Raw genomic sequence first — 17,417 nt, forward strand, 5'->3', positions numbered from 1 at the left:
GGAAACACGGCTTTGCGTGTTGACAGGGCGGGGGCGACAGGGTATTTGCCTGCCAACCGAAAAGAGCGCGCCTCGTTGCGCGTTTTTGATTGTTAGATACCACGCGAGACAGAATGTCTCGCAGAACTGCGGACCAGTAAAATGAAGATCAAGAATTCGCTTAAAGCGCTTAAGGCCCGTCACCGCGATAACCGCCTGGTTCGCCGCAAGGGCCGCGTATACATCATCAACAAGCAGAACCCACGCTTCAAAGCTCGTCAGGGCTGATTGCTGCGAGGTTGATCCGTCCTTGTCAAACAGGCCGGTTCACATTGTTGATACTGCATAAATTATGATTTGATATTCGGCGCGACGGGATTACCATATCCCAATGCGCCGATTTCATTTTTACAGCCTATTTGTCCTTCCTGCGGTTTTTGTAACCGCGATTGGTTCTGTTGCCTTTGCGCAGGACGTTGCTCCCGCAACTGTCGCGCCACAGCAGGACAGTGTTTCCCAGACAGTCGATTCGCTTTTTGATGGTTTGAAAAAAGAGCGTAATGCCGACAAGGGCAAAAGCATTGCTATGCAGATCGTGGGAGAGTGGGCTGATTCTGAAAGCCCAACAGTCAATCTTCTCACGCAGTGGGCCGCTGAAGCGGTTGAAGACAAGCGCAAATCTGCCGCCTATGATTTTCTCGATCAGGCCATTCTGCTTGAGCCTGAATATTTTGAGGCGATTTTTGCGCGGGCGCAGCTGCATCTCGCCGATGGTGATACAAAAAAGGCGATGGCGGATATCAACCGGGTTCTGAATGATGAGCCACGGCATTTTCTGGCTCTGGCCAGCATGGCGGACATTCTCGAGGCATCGGGCCGTGATGAGTTGGCGATAAAGGCGTGGGAACGATATCTGAATATCTATCCTTCCAATCGCGAAGCGCAAAAAGAACTTCAGGACCTCTCGGAAAAGTTGGCTGGCCAGCGCAGCTGAGGGCTCAGCCGTCCTGCAGGATTTTGTTAAATCGGCAGGCTATCCCATAGAAGCTTTAAGGCAGCGCAGAGCGCCATGCCATACATCAGCGGATAAAATACCTGTGGTTTGAGGTATTTGACGACCCTTGCGCCAGCAAGCGTTGCCATCAGTGCAACAGGTAGCAGGCTGGCTGAGGCAGTGAGATTGGTGCTGTCTAGTCCGCCAAGTGCAAAATATGGGATCAGTTTGACTGCATTCATGATCGCGAAGAACCGCACACTCATGCCAGTATAGATCTTCGGGTCGAGTTTCAGGGGCAGCACATAGATCTGGAATGGCGGGCCGCCAGCATGGGCCACAAAGCTGGCATATCCCGACAGGGTTGAGAAAATGGAAGCCAGAATGCGGTTTTGCGGTTTGGGTGGTATGGTTTGTCCCGGCTTGGATTTCCAGCTGTCATAGAAATACCGCAGCACAAACAGAATGGTTATGATGGCAATCAGCAGGCGCAAGGCATCCGGCGGGATGATGGCGGCGGTTGCCCAACCAATTGCGATGCCAACTATGGCGCCGGGTAGCAGAAGAAGAAGTGTCTGGCGATGGTTAAAGTGCCGCCACGACCATAGTGCCACCATATCCATGACGATCAAAATGGGGAGAAAGACCGCTGCGGCCTGTACCGGTGGCATGACAAGTGCCATAAGCGGTACGCCCATCAAGGCCAAGGCGCCACCCAATCCACCCTTCGATAATCCAACCAAAGCGACGGCTGGAATCGCTGCGGCGAAGAAATACATATCAAGCATGATGAAAAGGGTGGGTTGATCCTGATTTCTGTCCGGTTTATCGGATTTAGGAAATAAAAACGAGTGCGGATTTTAAACGGCTGCACGTTTCCGGAATGGATGACCTTATGAGTGTACATGACGACCGCTGCCGCCTCGTTCTGATCCTGAACGACAATACTGATGCCGAAGCGCAAAAAACTGCGCTGAGCGAAGCTCTGCGTGGTGGTGACGTGGCCTCGGTCATCGTGCCGCAATATGCGCAGCCTGAGGGCGCGTTTCAGAAATTTGCCGAAATATTGGTGCCGGTCATTCAAGGCGCTGGTGCTGCGGCGCTAATCGCCGGTGACACCCGTATTGCTGGCCGTGCCAAGGCGGATGGTTTGCATATCAATGGGCCGGTGGCCGATGTCGCTGAAGCTGTGGAGAAATTCACGCCCAAGATGATTGTCGGCGGTGGCAACGCGGACGACCGTCACAAGGCGCTGGAAATTGGCGAGCCGGGCCCGGACTATATTTTCTTTGGCAAATTTGACGGCGATATCAAGCCGGAAGCCCATCCTAAAAATCTGGCGCTTGCAGAATGGTGGGCATCCATGATTGAAATTCCATGCATGGTCATGGGTGGCACTGACACAGCGTCTGCGGCTGCTGTTGCAGAAACCGGCGCAGAGTTTGTGGCAATGGGCCGTGCGGTTTTTGAGCACACCGCAGGTCCTGCGCAGGCGGTTGCTGAAATCAATGCCTTGCTTGACGAAAAAGCGCCACGGTTTGAAGATTGATAGGGGCATGTATCGAAAGTTTTCATATCGGTTTCTGACCGGCATAGTTGCATCGACCCTGCTTATAGCCAGCGGTGGCGAGGCGTTTTCCCAATCCGCGCCGGATGCGGTTTCGCGTCCGCTGGAAAAGGACGCCGATGTCATCCGCAAGGGCAGGGTGGATGCGCCGGAAGGTGATGGCATCCAGCCATCGCAGGGCGTAACGCTTTTTGACCGTATGGGGGCTGATCTGCCGCCACTGCCGCCCGAGAAAGAATTCAAGGGCAAGATTGACGAAGCTTACGGCGCTTTCCAGCGCGGTGAATATGTAACGGCGTTGGACAAGGCGCTGACCCGCGCACAGGCTGGTGATGCTGCGGCACAAACACTGGTCGCTGAAATGATGTCACGGGGGCTTGGCATTGCCAGTGACCCGAAGACGGCAGCCTTCTGGTATGGTCAGGCGGCCAATGGTGGCGATCCTGCTGCGATGTTCCAGTATGCGCTGCTGTTGATGCAAGGCAGGAACGTTACCCGTGACAAGGCGAAAGCCGACGAGTTCATGAGAAAGGCGGCAGATGCTGGCAATGCATCGGCGCAGTTCAATTGGGCGCAGATCCTTGTTTCGGAAAACCCCGGCGCAAAAGGTTTGTCGGAGGCTTTGCCTTATTATGAAAAATCCGCTGAGCAGGGCGTTGCCGATGCGCAATATGCCGTCGCCCAGATTTACGTCTCGGTCAGCGATATAGGCCCAGAAAAGAGGGCACAGGCGCGTGACTGGATGCTGCGTGCGGCAAAGGCCGGCTTTGATACCGCACAACTTGATATGGGTGTGTGGCTGGTAAACGGCGTTGGTGGTCCGCGTGACTACAATGAGGGTTATAATTGGATGCAGCGTGCCGCCTTGAAAGGTAATGTCGCCGCCCAGAACAAGCTGTCGCACCTTTATATTCAGGCACTTGGCACACGGCCAGACCCGGTTGAAGCTGCGAAGTGGTATGTGCTGTCACGGCGTGCCGGAATGAAGGATCTGGCGCTTGAGGACTTTTATCTTGGCCTCACAGATGAGCAGCAGAAACAGGCAATTGATGCGGCAAACAAGTTCCGGCGCAGCTGAACTATTGCCCTTTCTTGCCTTTACCCTTGAATTTCCGGTCATTTTGTGGTCTTGAACCCCAAATCTTTCAATCAGCATTCATAACCGTCTGCTCCGGCCCTTGTATGTGGCTAGGTTCGGCTCGGCTTTCAGGGAAATTGTAATGGCCCGTTCTGCCCTTCTTAATGTCATGGTTCAGGCCGCTCTCAAGGCGGGTAAATCGCTATCGCGCGATTTCGGCGAAGTGCAGAACCTTCAGGTCTCTGTCAAAGGCCCAGGCGATTTCGTATCGCAGGCCGATCTCAAGGCCGAAAAAATCGTTCGTGACGAACTGTTGAAGGCACGCCCCACCTATGACTTTCTGGGTGAAGAAGGCGGCGAAGAAAAAGGTACTGATGGCGCGCACCGCTGGATCGTTGATCCCCTGGATGGCACCACCAACTTCCTGCATGGTATCCCGCAGTTTGCAGTATCGATTGCGCTGGAGCGTAATGGCGAGATTGTTGCCGGTGTGATCTTCAATCCGGCAACCGATGAGCTGTTCACCGCAGAGCGTGGCGGTGGTGCATTCCTCAATGACCGTCGTATTCGCGTTGCTGCCCGCAAGACGCTGCCGGATTGCGTCATTGCCTGCGGCGTGCCGCATCTGGGCCGTGGCAACCATGGCAAGTTCCTGGTCGAACTGCGTCACGTCATGGGTGAAGTTTCGGGTATTCGCCGTATGGGCGCTGCAGCGCTTGACCTGGCCTATGTTGCAGCCGGTCGCGTTGACGGCTTCTGGGAAGCCAACCTTTCCCCATGGGATATTGCGGCCGGTATCGTGCTGATTCGTGAAGCTGGTGGTTTTGTCAGCGACATGAAGGGCACACAGGACATGTTCACCTCGTCCACCGTTGTGGCTGGTAACGAATATATCCACAAGGCACTTGTCGAGGTCGTCAACCGTCCGGTTCCCGCGAAGTAAGCCTTTACAGGGTCTGATTATTGCAAGATGCCCGCCAATGGCCTTAGTGCTGCTGGCGGGCATTTTCGTTTGGCTGCCTTATTCCGCTCAGACGGCTTGAGCATTTGCTGCTTTCCACTTCAATTCGTCGCATTTTTCCACTAGCTTCGCCAACACTGTAGCCGAAGGGAATGGGTATTATGGCGAATACTGAAATGCTCGATATGGGGGTCGAGAGGCCGGTTAAGCACGGCCTTGAGTATCGGCTATCCAGCCCCACGCCGTTTCTTTGGACGATGTTCATTTTCCTCATCATCGTCGGTTTCCTGGCCGCCATTCTCTACCGGCAGGCGCATCAGGCGTTCATGACCAATCCGGGTCTCAACGGCTTCATCCTTGGCGTGCTGCTGATCGGTATCATTCTGGTGTTTACGCAGATTTTGAGCCTACGGCCGGAAGTCCGCTGGTTCAACGCCTTTCAGGCGACGGGCAGCGTCGACAAGGCCGGGCGCATTCCGAAGCTTTTGGCGCCTATGCATGCGCTGATCGGGCGCAGGGGCGACATCACACTGTCGCCCGTCATCCAGCGGTCCATTCTAGATTCGATTGCTACCCGTCTGGATGAAACACGTGATACATCGCGTTATCTGATCGGCCTTCTGGTGTTTCTGGGCCTGCTTGGCACATTCTGGGGTCTGATTGGCACGATTGGATCGATTAGCAACGTCATTCAGTCGCTAGACCCGAATGCGGGGGATGCCAATGACGTTCTGGCGTCGCTGAAATCAGGTTTGACAGCGCCGCTATCTGGCATGGGCACGGCGTTTTCGTCATCGCTTCTTGGTCTGTCCGGCTCGCTCATTCTCGGTTTCCTCGACCTGCAGGCAGGCAGGGCACAAAACCGCTTTTACACTGATCTTGAAAACTGGCTTTCGACGGTGACGGATACCGGTTCCGAAGCACTGTCGTCGCCTGCTCAGATAAAGAAAGAGCTGCTGCAGATTGCGCAGTATCTTTCGAAATCATCGCAGGGCGATAATGCCTCCGGCGAACGCTCGCTGGCTGCGCTGTCCAATCTGGCGGAAGGTGTGCAGGGCCTGGTCAAGACCATGCGGAGCGAACAGCAAATGCTGCGCGACTGGATGGAAGCACAGCAGGATGAGGCCAAGGCGCTGCGGCGAACGCTGGATCGGCTGACCGCACGCGTCAACGCTGATCTAAACGCCTCTGCGGCGGCTGACAGGCCTAGTGACGGCGGGAGCAAATAAATATGGCTCTTGCTCGCAACCGTCGCCGTGAGCGGGGCGTGGACTATTGGCCGGGCTTTGTGGATGCCTTGTCCACACTGTTGTTGGCCATCATGTTCCTGCTTACCGTTTTCGTGCTGGCACAATTTGTGCTTTCGCGCGAAATCACTGGCCGGGATGAAGTTCTTACCCGTCTCAACAACCAGATATCTGAGCTGACCGAACTTCTAGCCCTTGAACAGGGCAACAAGCAGGACATTGAAGATACGCTGGCCAATCTGCAGTCCACCCTTGCTGTTTCCGAGCAGGAGAGAACCCGGTTGCAGGCCTTGCTGGATGCCGGTACGGGCAGCAGTTCTGCCGCCAACTCGCGGATCGGCGCGCTGACAGGTGAATTGGATGCGGAGAAGCAGGTCAGTGCGCGGGCTGCGAGCCAGATCGAACTTCTCAACCAGCAAATCGCGGCACTGAGAGCACAGATTGCGTCTGTTGAGACAGCGCTTCAGGCATCGGAGGCCAAGGACGCGTCTTCACAGGTGCGGATTGCTGATCTTGGACGGCGCCTCAATGTGGCGCTGGCGCAGCGCGTACAGGAGCTTAATCGCTATCGCTCCGACTTTTTTGGACGCTTGCGTGAAATTCTGTCCGATCGCGAGAATATCCGCATTGTCGGCGACCGTTTTGTGTTCCAGTCGGAAGTGCTGTTTCCTTCCGGGGGCAATGATCTCAATCCGGCAGGACAGGCTGAAATGGAAAAGCTGGCCATGGCGCTGATTGATCTCGCAAAGGAAATTCCAGCCGAGATCAATTGGGTTCTGCGCGTAGACGGTCACACTGATAATGTGCCGCTGGCTGGCACTGGCCGGTTTGCAGATAACTGGGAGCTTTCTTCTGCCCGTGCGACCTCGGTGGTCAAATTCCTGATTTCAAAGGGTGTACCAGCCAACCGTCTGGTTGCGGCAGGCTTCGGTGAATATCAGCCGATTGCCGAAGGCGATACTCCGGAAGTACGTTCGCAAAACCGGCGCATCGAACTGAAACTCACAGAGAGATAAAATAAGAGTGTGGCAGAGGATTACTCTGCCACCTCGATATGGGTCACTTCGCTGGTCTGGAATTGCAGACGCGCCAGCTTGGCATAAAGTCCGCCGTGATTGATCAGGCTCTGGTGGGTGCCCTCTTCAACCAGCTTGCCGTCCTCTAATACCAGAATACGATCTGCTTTCAGCACGGTGGAAAGTCGATGCGCGATGACGATCGTCGTGCGCTGCTGCATCAAACCGTCCAAGGCTTTCTGCACGAGTGTTTCGCTTTCCGCATCCAGCGCCGAGGTAGCCTCGTCGAGCAGCAAAATCGAGGCGTTGCGCAGGATGGCGCGGGCAATCGCAATACGCTGTCTTTGGCCGCCTGAGAGGGTAATGCCACGCTCGCCAAGCTGCGTGTCATACCCGTTTTCCAGCTTGCTGATGAAATTGTCGGCCTGTGCGGCCACGGCTGCTGCACGCACCTGTTCACGGGTTGCAGTTGGCAGACCAAAAGCAATGTTTTCGTGGATGGAGGTGGTGAAGATAGTCACGTCCTGCGGCACGATGGCAATACGGGAGCGAAGATCCTGTGGTGAGGTCGTGCGAATATCTGTCCCGTCAATCACGATGCGGCCGAATGCTGGATCGTAGAAACGCAGGAGCAGCGAGAAGATGGTGCTCTTACCGGCGCCTGACGGACCGACGATGGCAACCGTTTCGCCCGGTGCAACGTGGAAAGACAGGTCGCGCAGGATTTCCTTGGTGCCATATCCGAAGCTGACATTTTCAAATGCGGCTTCACCTCGGGCCGGCGTTGGCATGACGCTTGCCGTCTGCGGCGCACGCACGGCGGGAACTTCCTGCATCAGTTCGGACAGGCGCTCTGCGGCACCACCGGCTTGCGACAATTCACCCCAGACCTCGGATAATTGGCCAAGCGCACTGGCGGCAATGACAGAATAAAGTACGAATTGGCCAAGGGTACCAGCCGACATGGTGCCGTTCAGCACGCTGTGGGCACCGTACCAGAGAATGGCGACAACACTGCCAAATACCATGGCAATGGCAAAACCGGTCAGGCCCGAACGGGCGCTGATCGAAGAGCGTGCGTCACGATAGGCGCTTTCGACGGCAGCGCCGTATTTTGAAGTTGCCAGCGATTCGGCATTAAAGGCCTGAATGGTGCGGGCAGCACCAATGGTTTCCGTTGCAAAGGCGGATGAGGCGGCCAGTGTGTCCTGCGTGGCGCGCGAGCGTTTGCGAACAGAACGACCAAAGGCAATCAGCGGGAACACGATCAGTGGTATGGCACAAAGCGCCAGACCGGACAGGCCGGGGCTGGTGTAAACCATCATTGCCACGCCACCTAAACAGAGCAGGGTGTTGCGTAGCGCCTGCGAAGCTGCAGAACCGAACGCGGATTTGATCAGCGTGGTGTCGGCAGTCAGGCGTGAGGTCAGTTCACCGGAATGGTTGATATCAAAAAACGCCGGCGAAAGTGTCGTGATATGATTGAAAACGTCCTTGCGGACATCCGCGACAACCCGCTCACCAATGGCGGAGACGTAATAATAGCGCATGGCGCTGGCGACAGCGAGAACAATGGCAAGACCGAACAGCATGCCAAAATAGTTGTTGATCATGGCGCCATCGGCATTTTCGAAACCGTGGTCCATGATGCGACGGACGGCAAGTGGCAGGGCCAATGTGGTCAGCGCTGAAAGAACAAGTGCGAACAGGGCTGCTGCGACCATGCCGCGGTAACGCTTCATGTAAGGCAGCAGGCTGGCAAGCGGTTTCAGACCCTTGCGCCGTGCCGATTTCTGTTCCTGTGTCGCTTCCACGTAACCACTCCTGCTACCTGTTTTGCCTCACAACCGCCGTCTGTGTTTGCTTTTTGCAAACAGGTCGTTTTTTGGCACTTTCATCACTTAGCGATAGATCGCCAGGCACTTGTTATCTGGACGACCTTCATGTATAGGCACGGCATCGAATTGGGAAGCCGTGGAATAAATGTGCTGCGGTTCCATTTATTGAATTGGCTCCGTTGACGCAATTGCGGCAAATGGACCGCAGTCACACAGCAGGAAGATTGTCATGAAGGCTGAAATCCATCCCGACTATCACGTGATCAAAGTGGTCATGACTGATGGCACCGAATACGAAACACGTTCCACTTGGGGCAGCGAAGGCGCGGTCATGAACCTCGAAATCGACCCTAAGTCCCATCCGGCATGGACCGGTGGTAACCAGCAGCTCGTTGACCGTGCTGGCCGCGTTTCCAAGTTCAACAAGCGTTTTGGCGGCCTCGGTCTCTAATCCGTTTGGATTTGAATACAAAAAGCCCTCGAACATCGTTCGGGGGCTTTTTGTTTGTCCTGTAATAGGGGGTGCATGAGACGCTATGTCTCAGGTGTTGGTATTGCCTCTGATGGCAAAAACAAAAAAAGCAGGCTACGAGCCTGCTTTTTTCATGACATGTGATGTGAAGCGGATCAGTTGTTCACGAAGGCCGTACGCAGCAGGTTAAGCTGGGCTTGAACGCTGTTTTCATTGTCAGGCACCTTCGCGGCTTCTGCAGGACGATAGATTTCGCGATCGAGCAGGGCGACGCGATTCTGGAGGCGCAGGGAACGTTCCACGAGATCGCGGAACGATTCTGGCAGGTCATTCCAGCCTGGTGCGTTACGATCAACGTTGAAGCTGTCGAGGCGAACCTTGCTCTTTTCGTTCAGAACCTGGTCACGGCTCATTTCACCATTGTTGACGGCGCGTTGCAGAAGAAGCCAAGACGCCATCTGCATGAGACGGGTGGTCAGGCGCATCGATTCTGCTGCGTAAAGCACGGAGGCCATGCGCGGCAGCACCTTGGACGCTGCGCGTCCGGCGCCGTCGAGATAGGACGCTGTTTCCTCAACCAGCGTCATGCCCTCGGCATAAAGAGTCTTGAACTGGTTGGATGCTGCGGCATGCCCCGCAAAGCTGATAGTATTCAAAACCTGTTCTGACATTTCTTAATATCCCTGCTCACGCATCACTTTTGTCAGGTAATAGAATCCGTAAATCTTAATACGGTTCCCTTTTTTCTGCTTTTGAGGATGATACCAATAACTCAAATGCGCAAGTTGATTATTAAAGAAGGGTTAATACCCACAGTTTTGATGGCCAAAGCGGACCATAAAAAAAGAGCCGCAAAAGCGGCTCTCAAGGTAAAACAGGGAGAAAAATCAGACCAATTCGCCAGTTGGAGAAGCTGCCTGAAATCCAGAAGCTCTGGATAGGTATAGTTATCTCTCAAAAAGGTTTATAAAGTCTTAATGGTAAACGAATGACTGATCCAAAAATCAACGTTTACGGATTTTTCTCTATATTTATGACCGGAAGAAGTTCTCGGCGGCGAGCCGTCCTGCTGACTTTTTCTTCTTCTCTTCTTCCAGACGTTCAATCTCTTCCTGAAGTAACTTTACACGGTAGCTGAGTTCATCCACCGAGAGCAGCGTGAGGTCACAGCCGATTTCATGGGCTGCAAGCCTCTTGGGGCGATCGTCATCCGATATATTCATATTCCGGCTCCTTTAGCGACGTCGTCATCGTTAGATTGGGCGGCGCGTGGGTCAAGTACGGCACTTTCCGGTGTTGCCAGCGCAGAGGTAACGGCTGGCATCGTCGAAAAGTTGTCCTTCTCCTCGGTGGTCAGCGCTGCACGTTTCTTACTTCTGAACATCGCATAGGCGGTGATGAGAAGGTGAGAAACGGCTGTGACCAGAAACAGTTCGTAGGGTCCGACTGCGGTCATGATCGGGCCGCCAATCGTTGGTCCGATAATCGTGCCGATGCCGAAAAGCAGCAGCAGGCCGCCAGAAACTTTGACGAAATCTTCAGGCGACGCGTAATCGTTGGCGTGGGCAACGGCGATTGGGTAAAGCGCGTTTGCGGCTGCGCCATAGATGGCGATCATGCTGATCAGGACATAGACGTTGGATGGCTGGAACAGCGCCACGGCAAGGCCTGCAAAGGCCGCGAGGGCTGAAAGACCGGCCAGGACATAACGACGGTCAATTCTGTCAGAGAGGCGTCCTGCCGGAAACTGGGCAATGGCACCGGCAAAGATCGTGACGCTGACCATGACAGCGATCATGGTTGGTTCCAATCCCGCACGGGAGGCAAAGACAGCGCCCAGTGTACCGTAGGCACCATTGGCAATACCGATCATCAATATTCCAACGCATGAGACCGGTGAGTTTTTATAGAGGGCAGGCAGATCCAACCGCACAGTTTGCAACGGTTTGGGGCTTTCTGCTTTGGACAAGGTCGCGGGCAAAATGGCGATGCAGTAGACAATGCCGCAAATCATGAACAGCGAGGTGTTGCTGATGTCGCCAATTGGCACCAGCAACTGGCCACCCACTACACCCATCAAGGTGATGGCGATATACAGCGAAAAGATCGTGCCACGGCTTTCATTGGTGGCGCGTTCATTCAGCCAGCTTTCGATGATCATCGAGGTGCCAGCGGTGCAGAAACCGGTAATGGCGCGCAGAACAATCCACCAGACGTCGTCAATGATCAGGCCGGTCGTCAGAACCGTAAGGCATATCAGCGCAAGAAATGTATCAAAGGCCCGAACGTGGCCTACTCTGCGGACAATATTTGGCGCAATGAAACAGCCAATCACAAAACCTGCAGCCCAGGATGTGCCGAGAAAGCCAAGGATTTCGTTGGAATAGCCTTCTTCTGCGCCGCGGAGGGGCAGGATAAGACCTTGAAGACCATTGCCTAAAAACAAAAACAGAGTGCTGGATAAAAGTGCGAATACGGGTAGAAGATTTCTGCTCATAGCAACACTCTCATTTTTTCCGCTCGTCGTTATCGCGTTTGTCTTTGATGAAGGGTAGGTGAAAGGGATACTGCACTTTCCCTGCTGCACGTCAAAGATGTCCACCCTGTGACGGGATATGGATAAAGACAAAAGGTTTATGCGATGACAAAAGCGATAGGTCTTTTTTTGCTTTTGGCAATGTTGGTGCAGATCATCAGGCCGCTTGGATATCCGGGCCTGAAAAAGCGTAGCGACTGTTGGAAGATTGCTGTCGCAGCCTTCGTTATCTGGTCAATTGTTTTGTTGATCAGGCCGTAACGGGCCGCTCTCCTGCCCATTGAAGGCAGGAAAGCGAATTGCAAAATTGCAATCTTCGTTATGGACCAGCCATCGCGTCGGACTTTTCCGATTGTCGATTAAAGCTTACGCCCGAGGTGGTTTTCGACCTGTTTCTTTTCCCAGTCCGCATTCAGGAAGGGAATAAGTTCAAAGGTCTTGAGGGCATGGGACGCAAGCGCAATACCCCAGCCGAGAGCCGGCCAGATCACCCAGAAATATCCGGGGTTGGTAAGCAGATTGATCACGGTCAATACGCACAGAACGACGACATATTGAATGAGGTGCAGATAGAATTTCTTGATGCGGCGAACCTTAGCAAAGGCAATCGCTTCCTCTGCCTCGGTGTGACTTGCGACATAATTCGGCATTTCGGCTTCCTTCTGATCTGTCAGTTGGGACAAATCGACTTCGAAGACTGCTGCCAGAGTATTCATGGTTTCGAGACTGGCGGGCTGGCCGCGCTCCAACCGTTGAATGGTGCGTGTGCTCAACCCGCTTATGGTTGCCAATTGCTCCTGTGACCATCCGCGCTGAAGCCTGAGTTTCTGTATCAGCATACTGTCTCTCCAGGTTCGACGGCGGATTGATGTGCAATTTCGCGGGCCAAGACCACGTCAGACACACGACTGTCGTGTTGCTGACGGGTGGGTGGTCACGAGGGTACAGGACCCAGGCTATTTGAAACGCCTTTCCGTGCATATTGCCATTTCCAGCCTCAAGGGTTCTGTATGGCAACAAAAAAGCCGCCCCGGAGGGCGGCTTTGATGGTTTTGGAAACATGCCTTTATCAGGCAGCCTTTTCCAGTTCCTTTTTCCAGCTGCCGGTGGCGGCAAGGCTGTTCATTTCTGCACGGTGCGTGAATGCGCGCTGGCCAGCAGCAACGTTTTCCGACTTGCCGGCCCAGGTCTTGAGCGCGGTGTCCTGCAGGGCACGACCATAAGAGTAGGTCAGTCCCCAAGGCAGGTCGTAACCGGAGTTCATGGCCGACAGGTGCGCCGTTGCTTCTTCCGAAGACTGGCCGCCAGAGAGGAATGCAATGCCCGGTACCAGAGCCGGTACGGTTGCCTTGAGAACCTTGACGGTCTTCTCCGCAACTTCTTCAACGCCTGCCTTGCGTGCTTTTTTGCCGTCGATGATCATGTTCGGCTTGAGGATCATGCCTTCGAGATTGACGCGGGCGTCGAACAGGTCTGCAAACACGGTCTGCAGAACCCACTGGGTTACTTCAGCGCAACGATCGATATCGTGGGTGCCAGGTTCACCGTCCATCAGCACTTCCGGCTCGACAATCGGAACGATATCGGCCTGCTGGCAGAGAGCTGCATAACGTGCGAGCGACTGGGAGTTGGCCTTGATCGAACCCCAGCTCGGACGCGCTTCACCAATAGTGATAACGCCGCGCCACTTGGCGAAACGTGCACCAGCGTCGTGATATTTGCGCAGGCGTTCATACAGGTTGTCGAGGCCTTCGGTGATGAATTCGTGCGGGTGGTAAGCCATTGGCTTGGCGCCGATATCAACCTTGATACCTGGAATGCTGCCAGCAGCTTTGATGAGGTCTACGAAAGGCGTGCCATCGGCAGCTTTCTGGTAGAGGGTTTCTTCGTAAAGGATGACGCCAGAGATGTACTTCTTCATGGCATCATCGGAACGGAACAGCATCTCGCGGTAGTCGCGGCGGCTGGTTTCCGTGGATTCCAGATTGATGGTGTCAAATCTCTTTTTGATTGTGGATGTGGATTCGTCGGCAGCCAGGATACCCTTGCCGTCGGCAACCATTTTAATTGCGATGTCTTCAAGGCGTTCGGTCATTGCTATTCTCCCAAGGCACAATGTTTTCGCGATAACAGATGTTTACGACGAGGAAAATGGCACGCTAACTCATTGAAACGATTGAAATCATTTCAATCGTTTGAAAGTTGTTGGCCCATTGTACACCCAAAAAGAAAAAGCCGGACAAAAGATTTTGTCCGGCTGCAAAAGTATCAAATGATAGGTTGATCTCAGGCCTTGCTGAGCACCGCGACGCCTGGAAGAACCTTGCCTTCCATCCATTCGAGGAACGCGCCACCGGCAGTCGACACATAGGTGAAGTCGTCTGCAGCACCTGCGTGGTTAAGGGCAGCTACGGTGTCGCCACCGCCAGCAACCGACACCAGCTTGCCGGACTTGGTGCATTCAGCAGCATGTTTGGCGGCCGCAACCGTTGCCGTGTCGAATGGAGCGATTTCAAATGCGCCAAGCGGGCCATTCCAGACCAGTGTTTCAGCGCGGGAAATCCATGCCTTGATGCTTTCGACGGATTTCGGACCAACGTCCAGAACCATCGCGTCTTCAGGAATTGCGTTGATGTCGACAGTTTCGTTGGCAGCATTGGCCTTGAACTCGCGGGCAACAACGCCATCTTCCGGCAGAACGATTGCGCAGCCAGAGCTTGCTGCCTCAATCATGATCTGCTTGGCGGTCGCGGCCAGGTCATGTTCGCACAGCGACTTGCCGACATTGGTGCCGCGAGCTGCAATGAAGGTGTTGGCCATGCCACCACCGATCACCAGCGCGTCTACCTTTTTGACAAGGTTCATCAGCAGGTCGATCTTGCTGGAGACCTTGGCGCCACCAACGATGGCAACAACCGGACGCGACGGCTTGCCGAGACCCTTTTCCAGTGCTTCAAGTTCGGCCTGCATGGTGCGGCCGGCATAGGATGGCAGGTGGTGGGCAAGGCCTTCGGTCGAAGCGTGCGCACGGTGTGCCGCAGAAAACGCGTCGTTGACGTAGATGTCGCCGTTTTTGGCAAGCGCCTCAACGAATGCCGGGTCGTTCTTTTCTTCGCCCTTGTGGAAGCGGGTATTTTCCAGAAGCAGGATATCGCCATTTGCCAGTTTGCCAACGGCTTCAGCTGCGGCATCGCCAATGCAATCGGCACCAAATTGAACAGGCTTGCCAAGAACGTCCTGCACGGCCGGCACGATCAGGCCCAGCGACATGTCGGCGACCGGCTCACCCTTCGGACGACCGAAATGCGCAAGCAGAATAACTTTGGCACCTTTGTTCGACAGCTCGAGAATGGTCGGTGCAACGCGCTCGATGCGGGTAGCGTCCGTTACTTTGCCGTCGGCAACCGGTACGTTGAGATCGACGCGTACAAGAACGCGTTTTCCCGAAATGTCGTTCAGATCGTCAAGGGTCTTAAAGGCGGGCATGTGTCGGTCCTGATCTATGCGTTGTGGAAAAATATTGCCGGACCATACTATGACTGCTTTTGGACGCAAGCGGTTCAAGTGTCATTTTTGATACTGCGGCCAAACATCCTAGGAACCTTTCACCTCACGACTGGCAAAGTGGGTTTGGACGCGGTGAATGATTTCGCGAAGATTGATGAAAACCGGCAGGTGCGTGGCCGGTTCTACCGGCTCAAGCGACAAACCAACACTCGATATGGCGTTGTTTTCATCGAGATTGCGAACGATCAGGACGATTGAGCCCAGACGAATACGGTCGGCATATTCCGCTTTGCCGCCAAGGCGGCTTTCAATCAGTTCGACAATGGTCATCGATTGCTCAGAGGTTGCCAACAGATCTGGCCCATAGGACGTGTCGAGGTCGCGGGCAAAACCGTTGGGCGAGATCGAAAATGTTCCGAAAAAGTCGGCATCATCTGGAGCAACCGGAATGCGGCTGGCGAACAGTCTGTCGAGCAGGCGGGAGTAGCCAGGGGCAACGAACAGATAGATCTGGTCATTTTCCCGTAGCCGACCTGCATATTGGTAACGGATGGACTTGCCATCGCGAATGACCAACGACGGCATTGCCCAGCGTGGAATGCGCTCTCCGTGTAGCACAGGGCTTTCTTTGGTCACACGGTATGAAATCAGTTCATGATTGGCTGTGCCGGGCAAATCGACCTCCAGCTTATCGACCTCGCCCATGCGTGGCGGCACGATCAGTCCGAGACGCATGGCGACGGGTTTGATGGTCCAACCCTGCAGCATCAAAGACACAAGAACGATGATGAAGGCTGCATTGAAGAATATCTGGCCGTTTTCCAGCCCGCCTAGAATTGGCATGATGGCAAGCAGGATGGAAACCGCACCGCGCAGGCCAACCCAGGCGATGAAGGAGGTTTCCTGCTGCGTATAATTGAACGGCATCAGGCTCAGCCACACGGCCAGCGGGCGGGCTATGAAGATCAGGAACAAGGCCAGGAGTATGGCTGGAACGATGATGGCGGGAAATTGCGACGGCGTGGCCAGAAGTCCGAGCATCAGGAACATGATGATCTGTGAAAGCCAGGTCATGCCTTCGTGGAAGCGCCGGATAGCATGTTTGGCGAAAATCTTGCGATTACCGGCCACGATGCCGGCGACATAGACGGCAAGGAAGCCGCTGCCGCCAATCGTGCCGGTGAATGAAAACACCAGCATCGCCAGAGCCAGCACAAAGATCGGTGCGAGCCCACGATCCACGGCAAAACGATTGACGACGGCAACGATCATGTAACCGCCGGCAAGTCCGACCAGCACACCGAGGCCCATTTCTTCGATGAACAGCAGGAGGATGCTGCTATCGAGACCCGACATGCCGCGACCGCTGGAAATAACCTCAACCAGCATAAGCGTCAGGAAGATCGCCATGGGATCGTTTGTGCCGGATTCGACTTCCAGTGTGGAGCGGACCTGATCGCGAATATGTATGCCGCCAATGCGCAGCAGGAAAAAAACTGCAGCTGCATCCGTGGAAGCAACGATGGCGCCGAGCAACAGCCCTTCGATCCATGAGAGCCCGAGCAGCAGTGAAGCCGCGCCGGCAAAAAAGATTGCCGTCAGGACCACGCCGACGGAGGCGAGAGTTATGGCGGGGGCTGCCGATAGCTTGAAGGATTGCAGGTTGGTTCCGAAGCCTGAGTCGAACAGGATGACGGCAAGCGCCACGGACCCGAGCATGTAGGCGAGCGGGTTGTTTTCGAAGTGAATGCCGAGCCCATCTGATCCAGCCAGAAGACCGATAAGCAGGAAGAGAAACAGCAAGGGTGCGCCGAAGCGGAAAGCAATGAGACTGGAAAACGCAGCGACAAGAACAAGAACGGTTGCTGCCAAAAGAAGAATATAAAATGATTCCAATGCCCTAATCCTTCAGCAGTGCTGTGTCATCAGGCATGCCGTGCACGTCAGCAGTCAATGCGCCACGGGTTGGACGGCCTTCTGACAGCAGGGTTTACTGGTCAAGGCAGGGCAAGGCGGGGTGTATCGATTGATACGGGCAGGGCATGAAGCACATGATGCGCAACCAATCCCTGCCTTCTTTTTTCTGCAGCAAAATGGACCACAGCAAGGCAGGAAGACGGAAAGTTAGTGTCCATTTCGTAAAAAATTTTGCACTGCAATAAATTTATGTTTGCGGGGTTGTCGAAGCGTGTGTGTCGACGCGTTGATGTTGGAAAAAGAAA

17 protein-coding genes are annotated in these 17,417 nt (G+C 54.5%); 8 read left to right on the forward strand and 9 right to left on the reverse strand.

Annotation, left to right across the window (positions count from 1 at the left end; all coding sequences use genetic code 11):
* The first annotated feature begins 141 nt into the window (after window positions 1-141).
* Window positions 142-267, forward strand: coding sequence for a type B 50S ribosomal protein L36 (gene ykgO / locus M2418_RS01115; RefSeq protein WP_003497670.1), 126 nt, complete (start codon window positions 142-144; stop codon window positions 265-267).
* Window positions 268-370: 103 nt separating this feature from the next.
* Window positions 371-973 (forward strand): hypothetical protein, encoded by a 603-nt coding sequence (locus M2418_RS01120; RefSeq protein WP_259143047.1) that lies wholly within the window; start codon window positions 371-373, stop codon window positions 971-973.
* 26 nt (window positions 974-999) lie between these two features.
* Here M2418_RS01120 and M2418_RS01125 read toward each other — a convergent pair whose 3' ends face one another.
* A complete protein-coding gene (locus tag M2418_RS01125) occupies window positions 1,000-1,761 on the reverse strand; it encodes a sulfite exporter TauE/SafE family protein (RefSeq protein ID WP_405049358.1) in 762 nt (253 codons plus the stop codon).
* 107 nt (window positions 1,762-1,868) lie between these two features.
* Between M2418_RS01125 and M2418_RS01130 the strand changes: the two genes are divergently transcribed.
* The 5 genes from M2418_RS01130 (at window position 1,869) to M2418_RS01150 (ending at window position 6,842) form a co-directional block, all read left to right on the forward strand.
* Entirely contained in the window at window positions 1,869-2,522 is a 654-nt protein-coding gene (locus tag M2418_RS01130) for a thiamine phosphate synthase (RefSeq protein WP_259143050.1), read from the forward strand.
* Between the two features lie 7 nt (window positions 2,523-2,529).
* Window positions 2,530-3,618 carry a tetratricopeptide repeat protein gene (locus M2418_RS01135; protein ID WP_259143053.1) on the forward strand — a complete coding sequence of 363 codons (1,089 nt, stop codon included), beginning with the start codon at window positions 2,530-2,532 and terminating at the stop codon, window positions 3,616-3,618.
* A gap of 142 nt (window positions 3,619-3,760) precedes the next feature.
* Window positions 3,761-4,561 carry an inositol monophosphatase family protein gene (locus M2418_RS01140; protein ID WP_192488117.1) on the forward strand — a complete coding sequence of 267 codons (801 nt, stop codon included), beginning with the start codon at window positions 3,761-3,763 and terminating at the stop codon, window positions 4,559-4,561.
* A 179-nt stretch (window positions 4,562-4,740) separates the two neighbouring features.
* Window positions 4,741-5,808: a flagellar motor protein MotA gene (locus tag M2418_RS01145; protein ID WP_259143075.1), complete on the forward strand. Its 1,068-nt coding sequence runs from the start codon at window positions 4,741-4,743 to the stop codon at window positions 5,806-5,808.
* Window positions 5,809-5,810: 2 nt separating this feature from the next.
* Complete coding sequence (locus M2418_RS01150; protein WP_259143078.1) at window positions 5,811-6,842, forward strand: peptidoglycan -binding protein; 1,032 nt, start codon at window positions 5,811-5,813, stop codon at window positions 6,840-6,842.
* Window positions 6,843-6,862: 20 nt separating this feature from the next.
* Here M2418_RS01150 and M2418_RS01155 read toward each other — a convergent pair whose 3' ends face one another.
* On the reverse strand, window positions 6,863-8,656 hold the full coding sequence (locus tag M2418_RS01155) for an ABC transporter transmembrane domain-containing protein (RefSeq protein ID WP_259143082.1): 1,794 nt from the start codon (window positions 8,654-8,656) through the stop codon (window positions 6,863-6,865).
* 253 nt (window positions 8,657-8,909) lie between these two features.
* Between M2418_RS01155 and rpmE the strand changes: the two genes are divergently transcribed.
* Window positions 8,910-9,131, forward strand: a complete 222-nt coding sequence (gene rpmE / locus M2418_RS01160) for a 50S ribosomal protein L31 (RefSeq protein WP_192488120.1) — start codon at window positions 8,910-8,912, stop codon at window positions 9,129-9,131.
* A 176-nt stretch (window positions 9,132-9,307) separates the two neighbouring features.
* Here rpmE and M2418_RS01165 read toward each other — a convergent pair whose 3' ends face one another.
* The 7 genes from M2418_RS01165 to M2418_RS01195 all read right to left on the reverse strand — a co-directional run bounded on the left by M2418_RS01165 (window position 9,308) and on the right by M2418_RS01195 (window position 17,091).
* Window positions 9,308-9,823 carry a DUF1465 family protein gene (locus tag M2418_RS01165; RefSeq protein ID WP_250982200.1) on the reverse strand — a complete coding sequence of 172 codons (516 nt, stop codon included), beginning with the start codon at window positions 9,821-9,823 and terminating at the stop codon, window positions 9,308-9,310.
* Between the two features lie 360 nt (window positions 9,824-10,183).
* The gene (locus M2418_RS01170; RefSeq protein ID WP_259143094.1) at window positions 10,184-10,375 is read right to left on the reverse strand and encodes a DUF1192 domain-containing protein; all 192 of its coding nucleotides are present in this window, start codon (window positions 10,373-10,375) and stop codon (window positions 10,184-10,186) included.
* Window positions 10,372-11,649, reverse strand: a complete 1,278-nt coding sequence (locus M2418_RS01175; RefSeq protein WP_259143095.1) for an MFS transporter — start codon at window positions 11,647-11,649, stop codon at window positions 10,372-10,374. The genes M2418_RS01170 and M2418_RS01175 overlap by 4 nt, the downstream gene beginning before the upstream one ends.
* Before the next feature lie 398 nt (window positions 11,650-12,047).
* Window positions 12,048-12,527 carry a 2TM domain-containing protein gene (locus tag M2418_RS01180; protein WP_259143100.1) on the reverse strand — a complete coding sequence of 160 codons (480 nt, stop codon included), beginning with the start codon at window positions 12,525-12,527 and terminating at the stop codon, window positions 12,048-12,050.
* A gap of 230 nt (window positions 12,528-12,757) precedes the next feature.
* Complete coding sequence (locus M2418_RS01185) at window positions 12,758-13,783, reverse strand: class I fructose-bisphosphate aldolase (protein WP_259143115.1); 1,026 nt, start codon at window positions 13,781-13,783, stop codon at window positions 12,758-12,760.
* 191 nt (window positions 13,784-13,974) lie between these two features.
* On the reverse strand, window positions 13,975-15,174 hold the full coding sequence (locus M2418_RS01190; protein WP_259143116.1) for a phosphoglycerate kinase: 1,200 nt from the start codon (window positions 15,172-15,174) through the stop codon (window positions 13,975-13,977).
* Window positions 15,175-15,282: 108 nt separating this feature from the next.
* Window positions 15,283-17,091, reverse strand: coding sequence for a potassium/proton antiporter (locus M2418_RS01195; protein ID WP_259143117.1), 1,809 nt, complete (start codon window positions 17,089-17,091; stop codon window positions 15,283-15,285).
* Window positions 17,092-17,417: the final 326 nt, after the last annotated feature.

This window comes from Rhizobium sp. BIGb0125, from assembly GCF_024810055.1.
GTDB lineage: Bacteria > Pseudomonadota > Alphaproteobacteria > Rhizobiales > Rhizobiaceae > Agrobacterium.

Bases quoted from the DNA above. Each gene is read 5' to 3' on its own strand.
- ykgO (WP_003497670.1), top strand. From the start codon at position 142: ATGAAGATCAAGAATTCGCTTAAAGCGCTTAAGGCCCGTCACCGCGAT.
- M2418_RS01120 (WP_259143047.1), top strand. From the start codon at position 371: ATGCGCCGATTTCATTTTTACAGCCTATTTGTCCTTCCTGCGGTTTTT.
- M2418_RS01125 (WP_405049358.1), bottom strand. From the start codon at position 1,761: ATGCTTGATATGTATTTCTTCGCCGCAGCGATTCCAGCCGTCGCTTTG.
- M2418_RS01130 (WP_259143050.1), top strand. From the start codon at position 1,869: ATGAGTGTACATGACGACCGCTGCCGCCTCGTTCTGATCCTGAACGAC.
- M2418_RS01135 (WP_259143053.1), top strand. From the start codon at position 2,530: ATGTATCGAAAGTTTTCATATCGGTTTCTGACCGGCATAGTTGCATCG.
- M2418_RS01140 (WP_192488117.1), top strand. From the start codon at position 3,761: ATGGCCCGTTCTGCCCTTCTTAATGTCATGGTTCAGGCCGCTCTCAAG.
- M2418_RS01145 (WP_259143075.1), top strand. From the start codon at position 4,741: ATGGCGAATACTGAAATGCTCGATATGGGGGTCGAGAGGCCGGTTAAG.
- M2418_RS01150 (WP_259143078.1), top strand. From the start codon at position 5,811: ATGGCTCTTGCTCGCAACCGTCGCCGTGAGCGGGGCGTGGACTATTGG.
- rpmE (WP_192488120.1), top strand. From the start codon at position 8,910: ATGAAGGCTGAAATCCATCCCGACTATCACGTGATCAAAGTGGTCATG.
- M2418_RS01165 (WP_250982200.1), bottom strand. From the start codon at position 9,823: ATGTCAGAACAGGTTTTGAATACTATCAGCTTTGCGGGGCATGCCGCA.
- M2418_RS01170 (WP_259143094.1), bottom strand. From the start codon at position 10,375: ATGAATATATCGGATGACGATCGCCCCAAGAGGCTTGCAGCCCATGAA.
- M2418_RS01175 (WP_259143095.1), bottom strand. From the start codon at position 11,649: ATGAGCAGAAATCTTCTACCCGTATTCGCACTTTTATCCAGCACTCTG.
- M2418_RS01180 (WP_259143100.1), bottom strand. From the start codon at position 12,527: ATGCTGATACAGAAACTCAGGCTTCAGCGCGGATGGTCACAGGAGCAA.
- M2418_RS01185 (WP_259143115.1), bottom strand. From the start codon at position 13,783: ATGACCGAACGCCTTGAAGACATCGCAATTAAAATGGTTGCCGACGGC.
- M2418_RS01190 (WP_259143116.1), bottom strand. From the start codon at position 15,174: ATGCCCGCCTTTAAGACCCTTGACGATCTGAACGACATTTCGGGAAAA.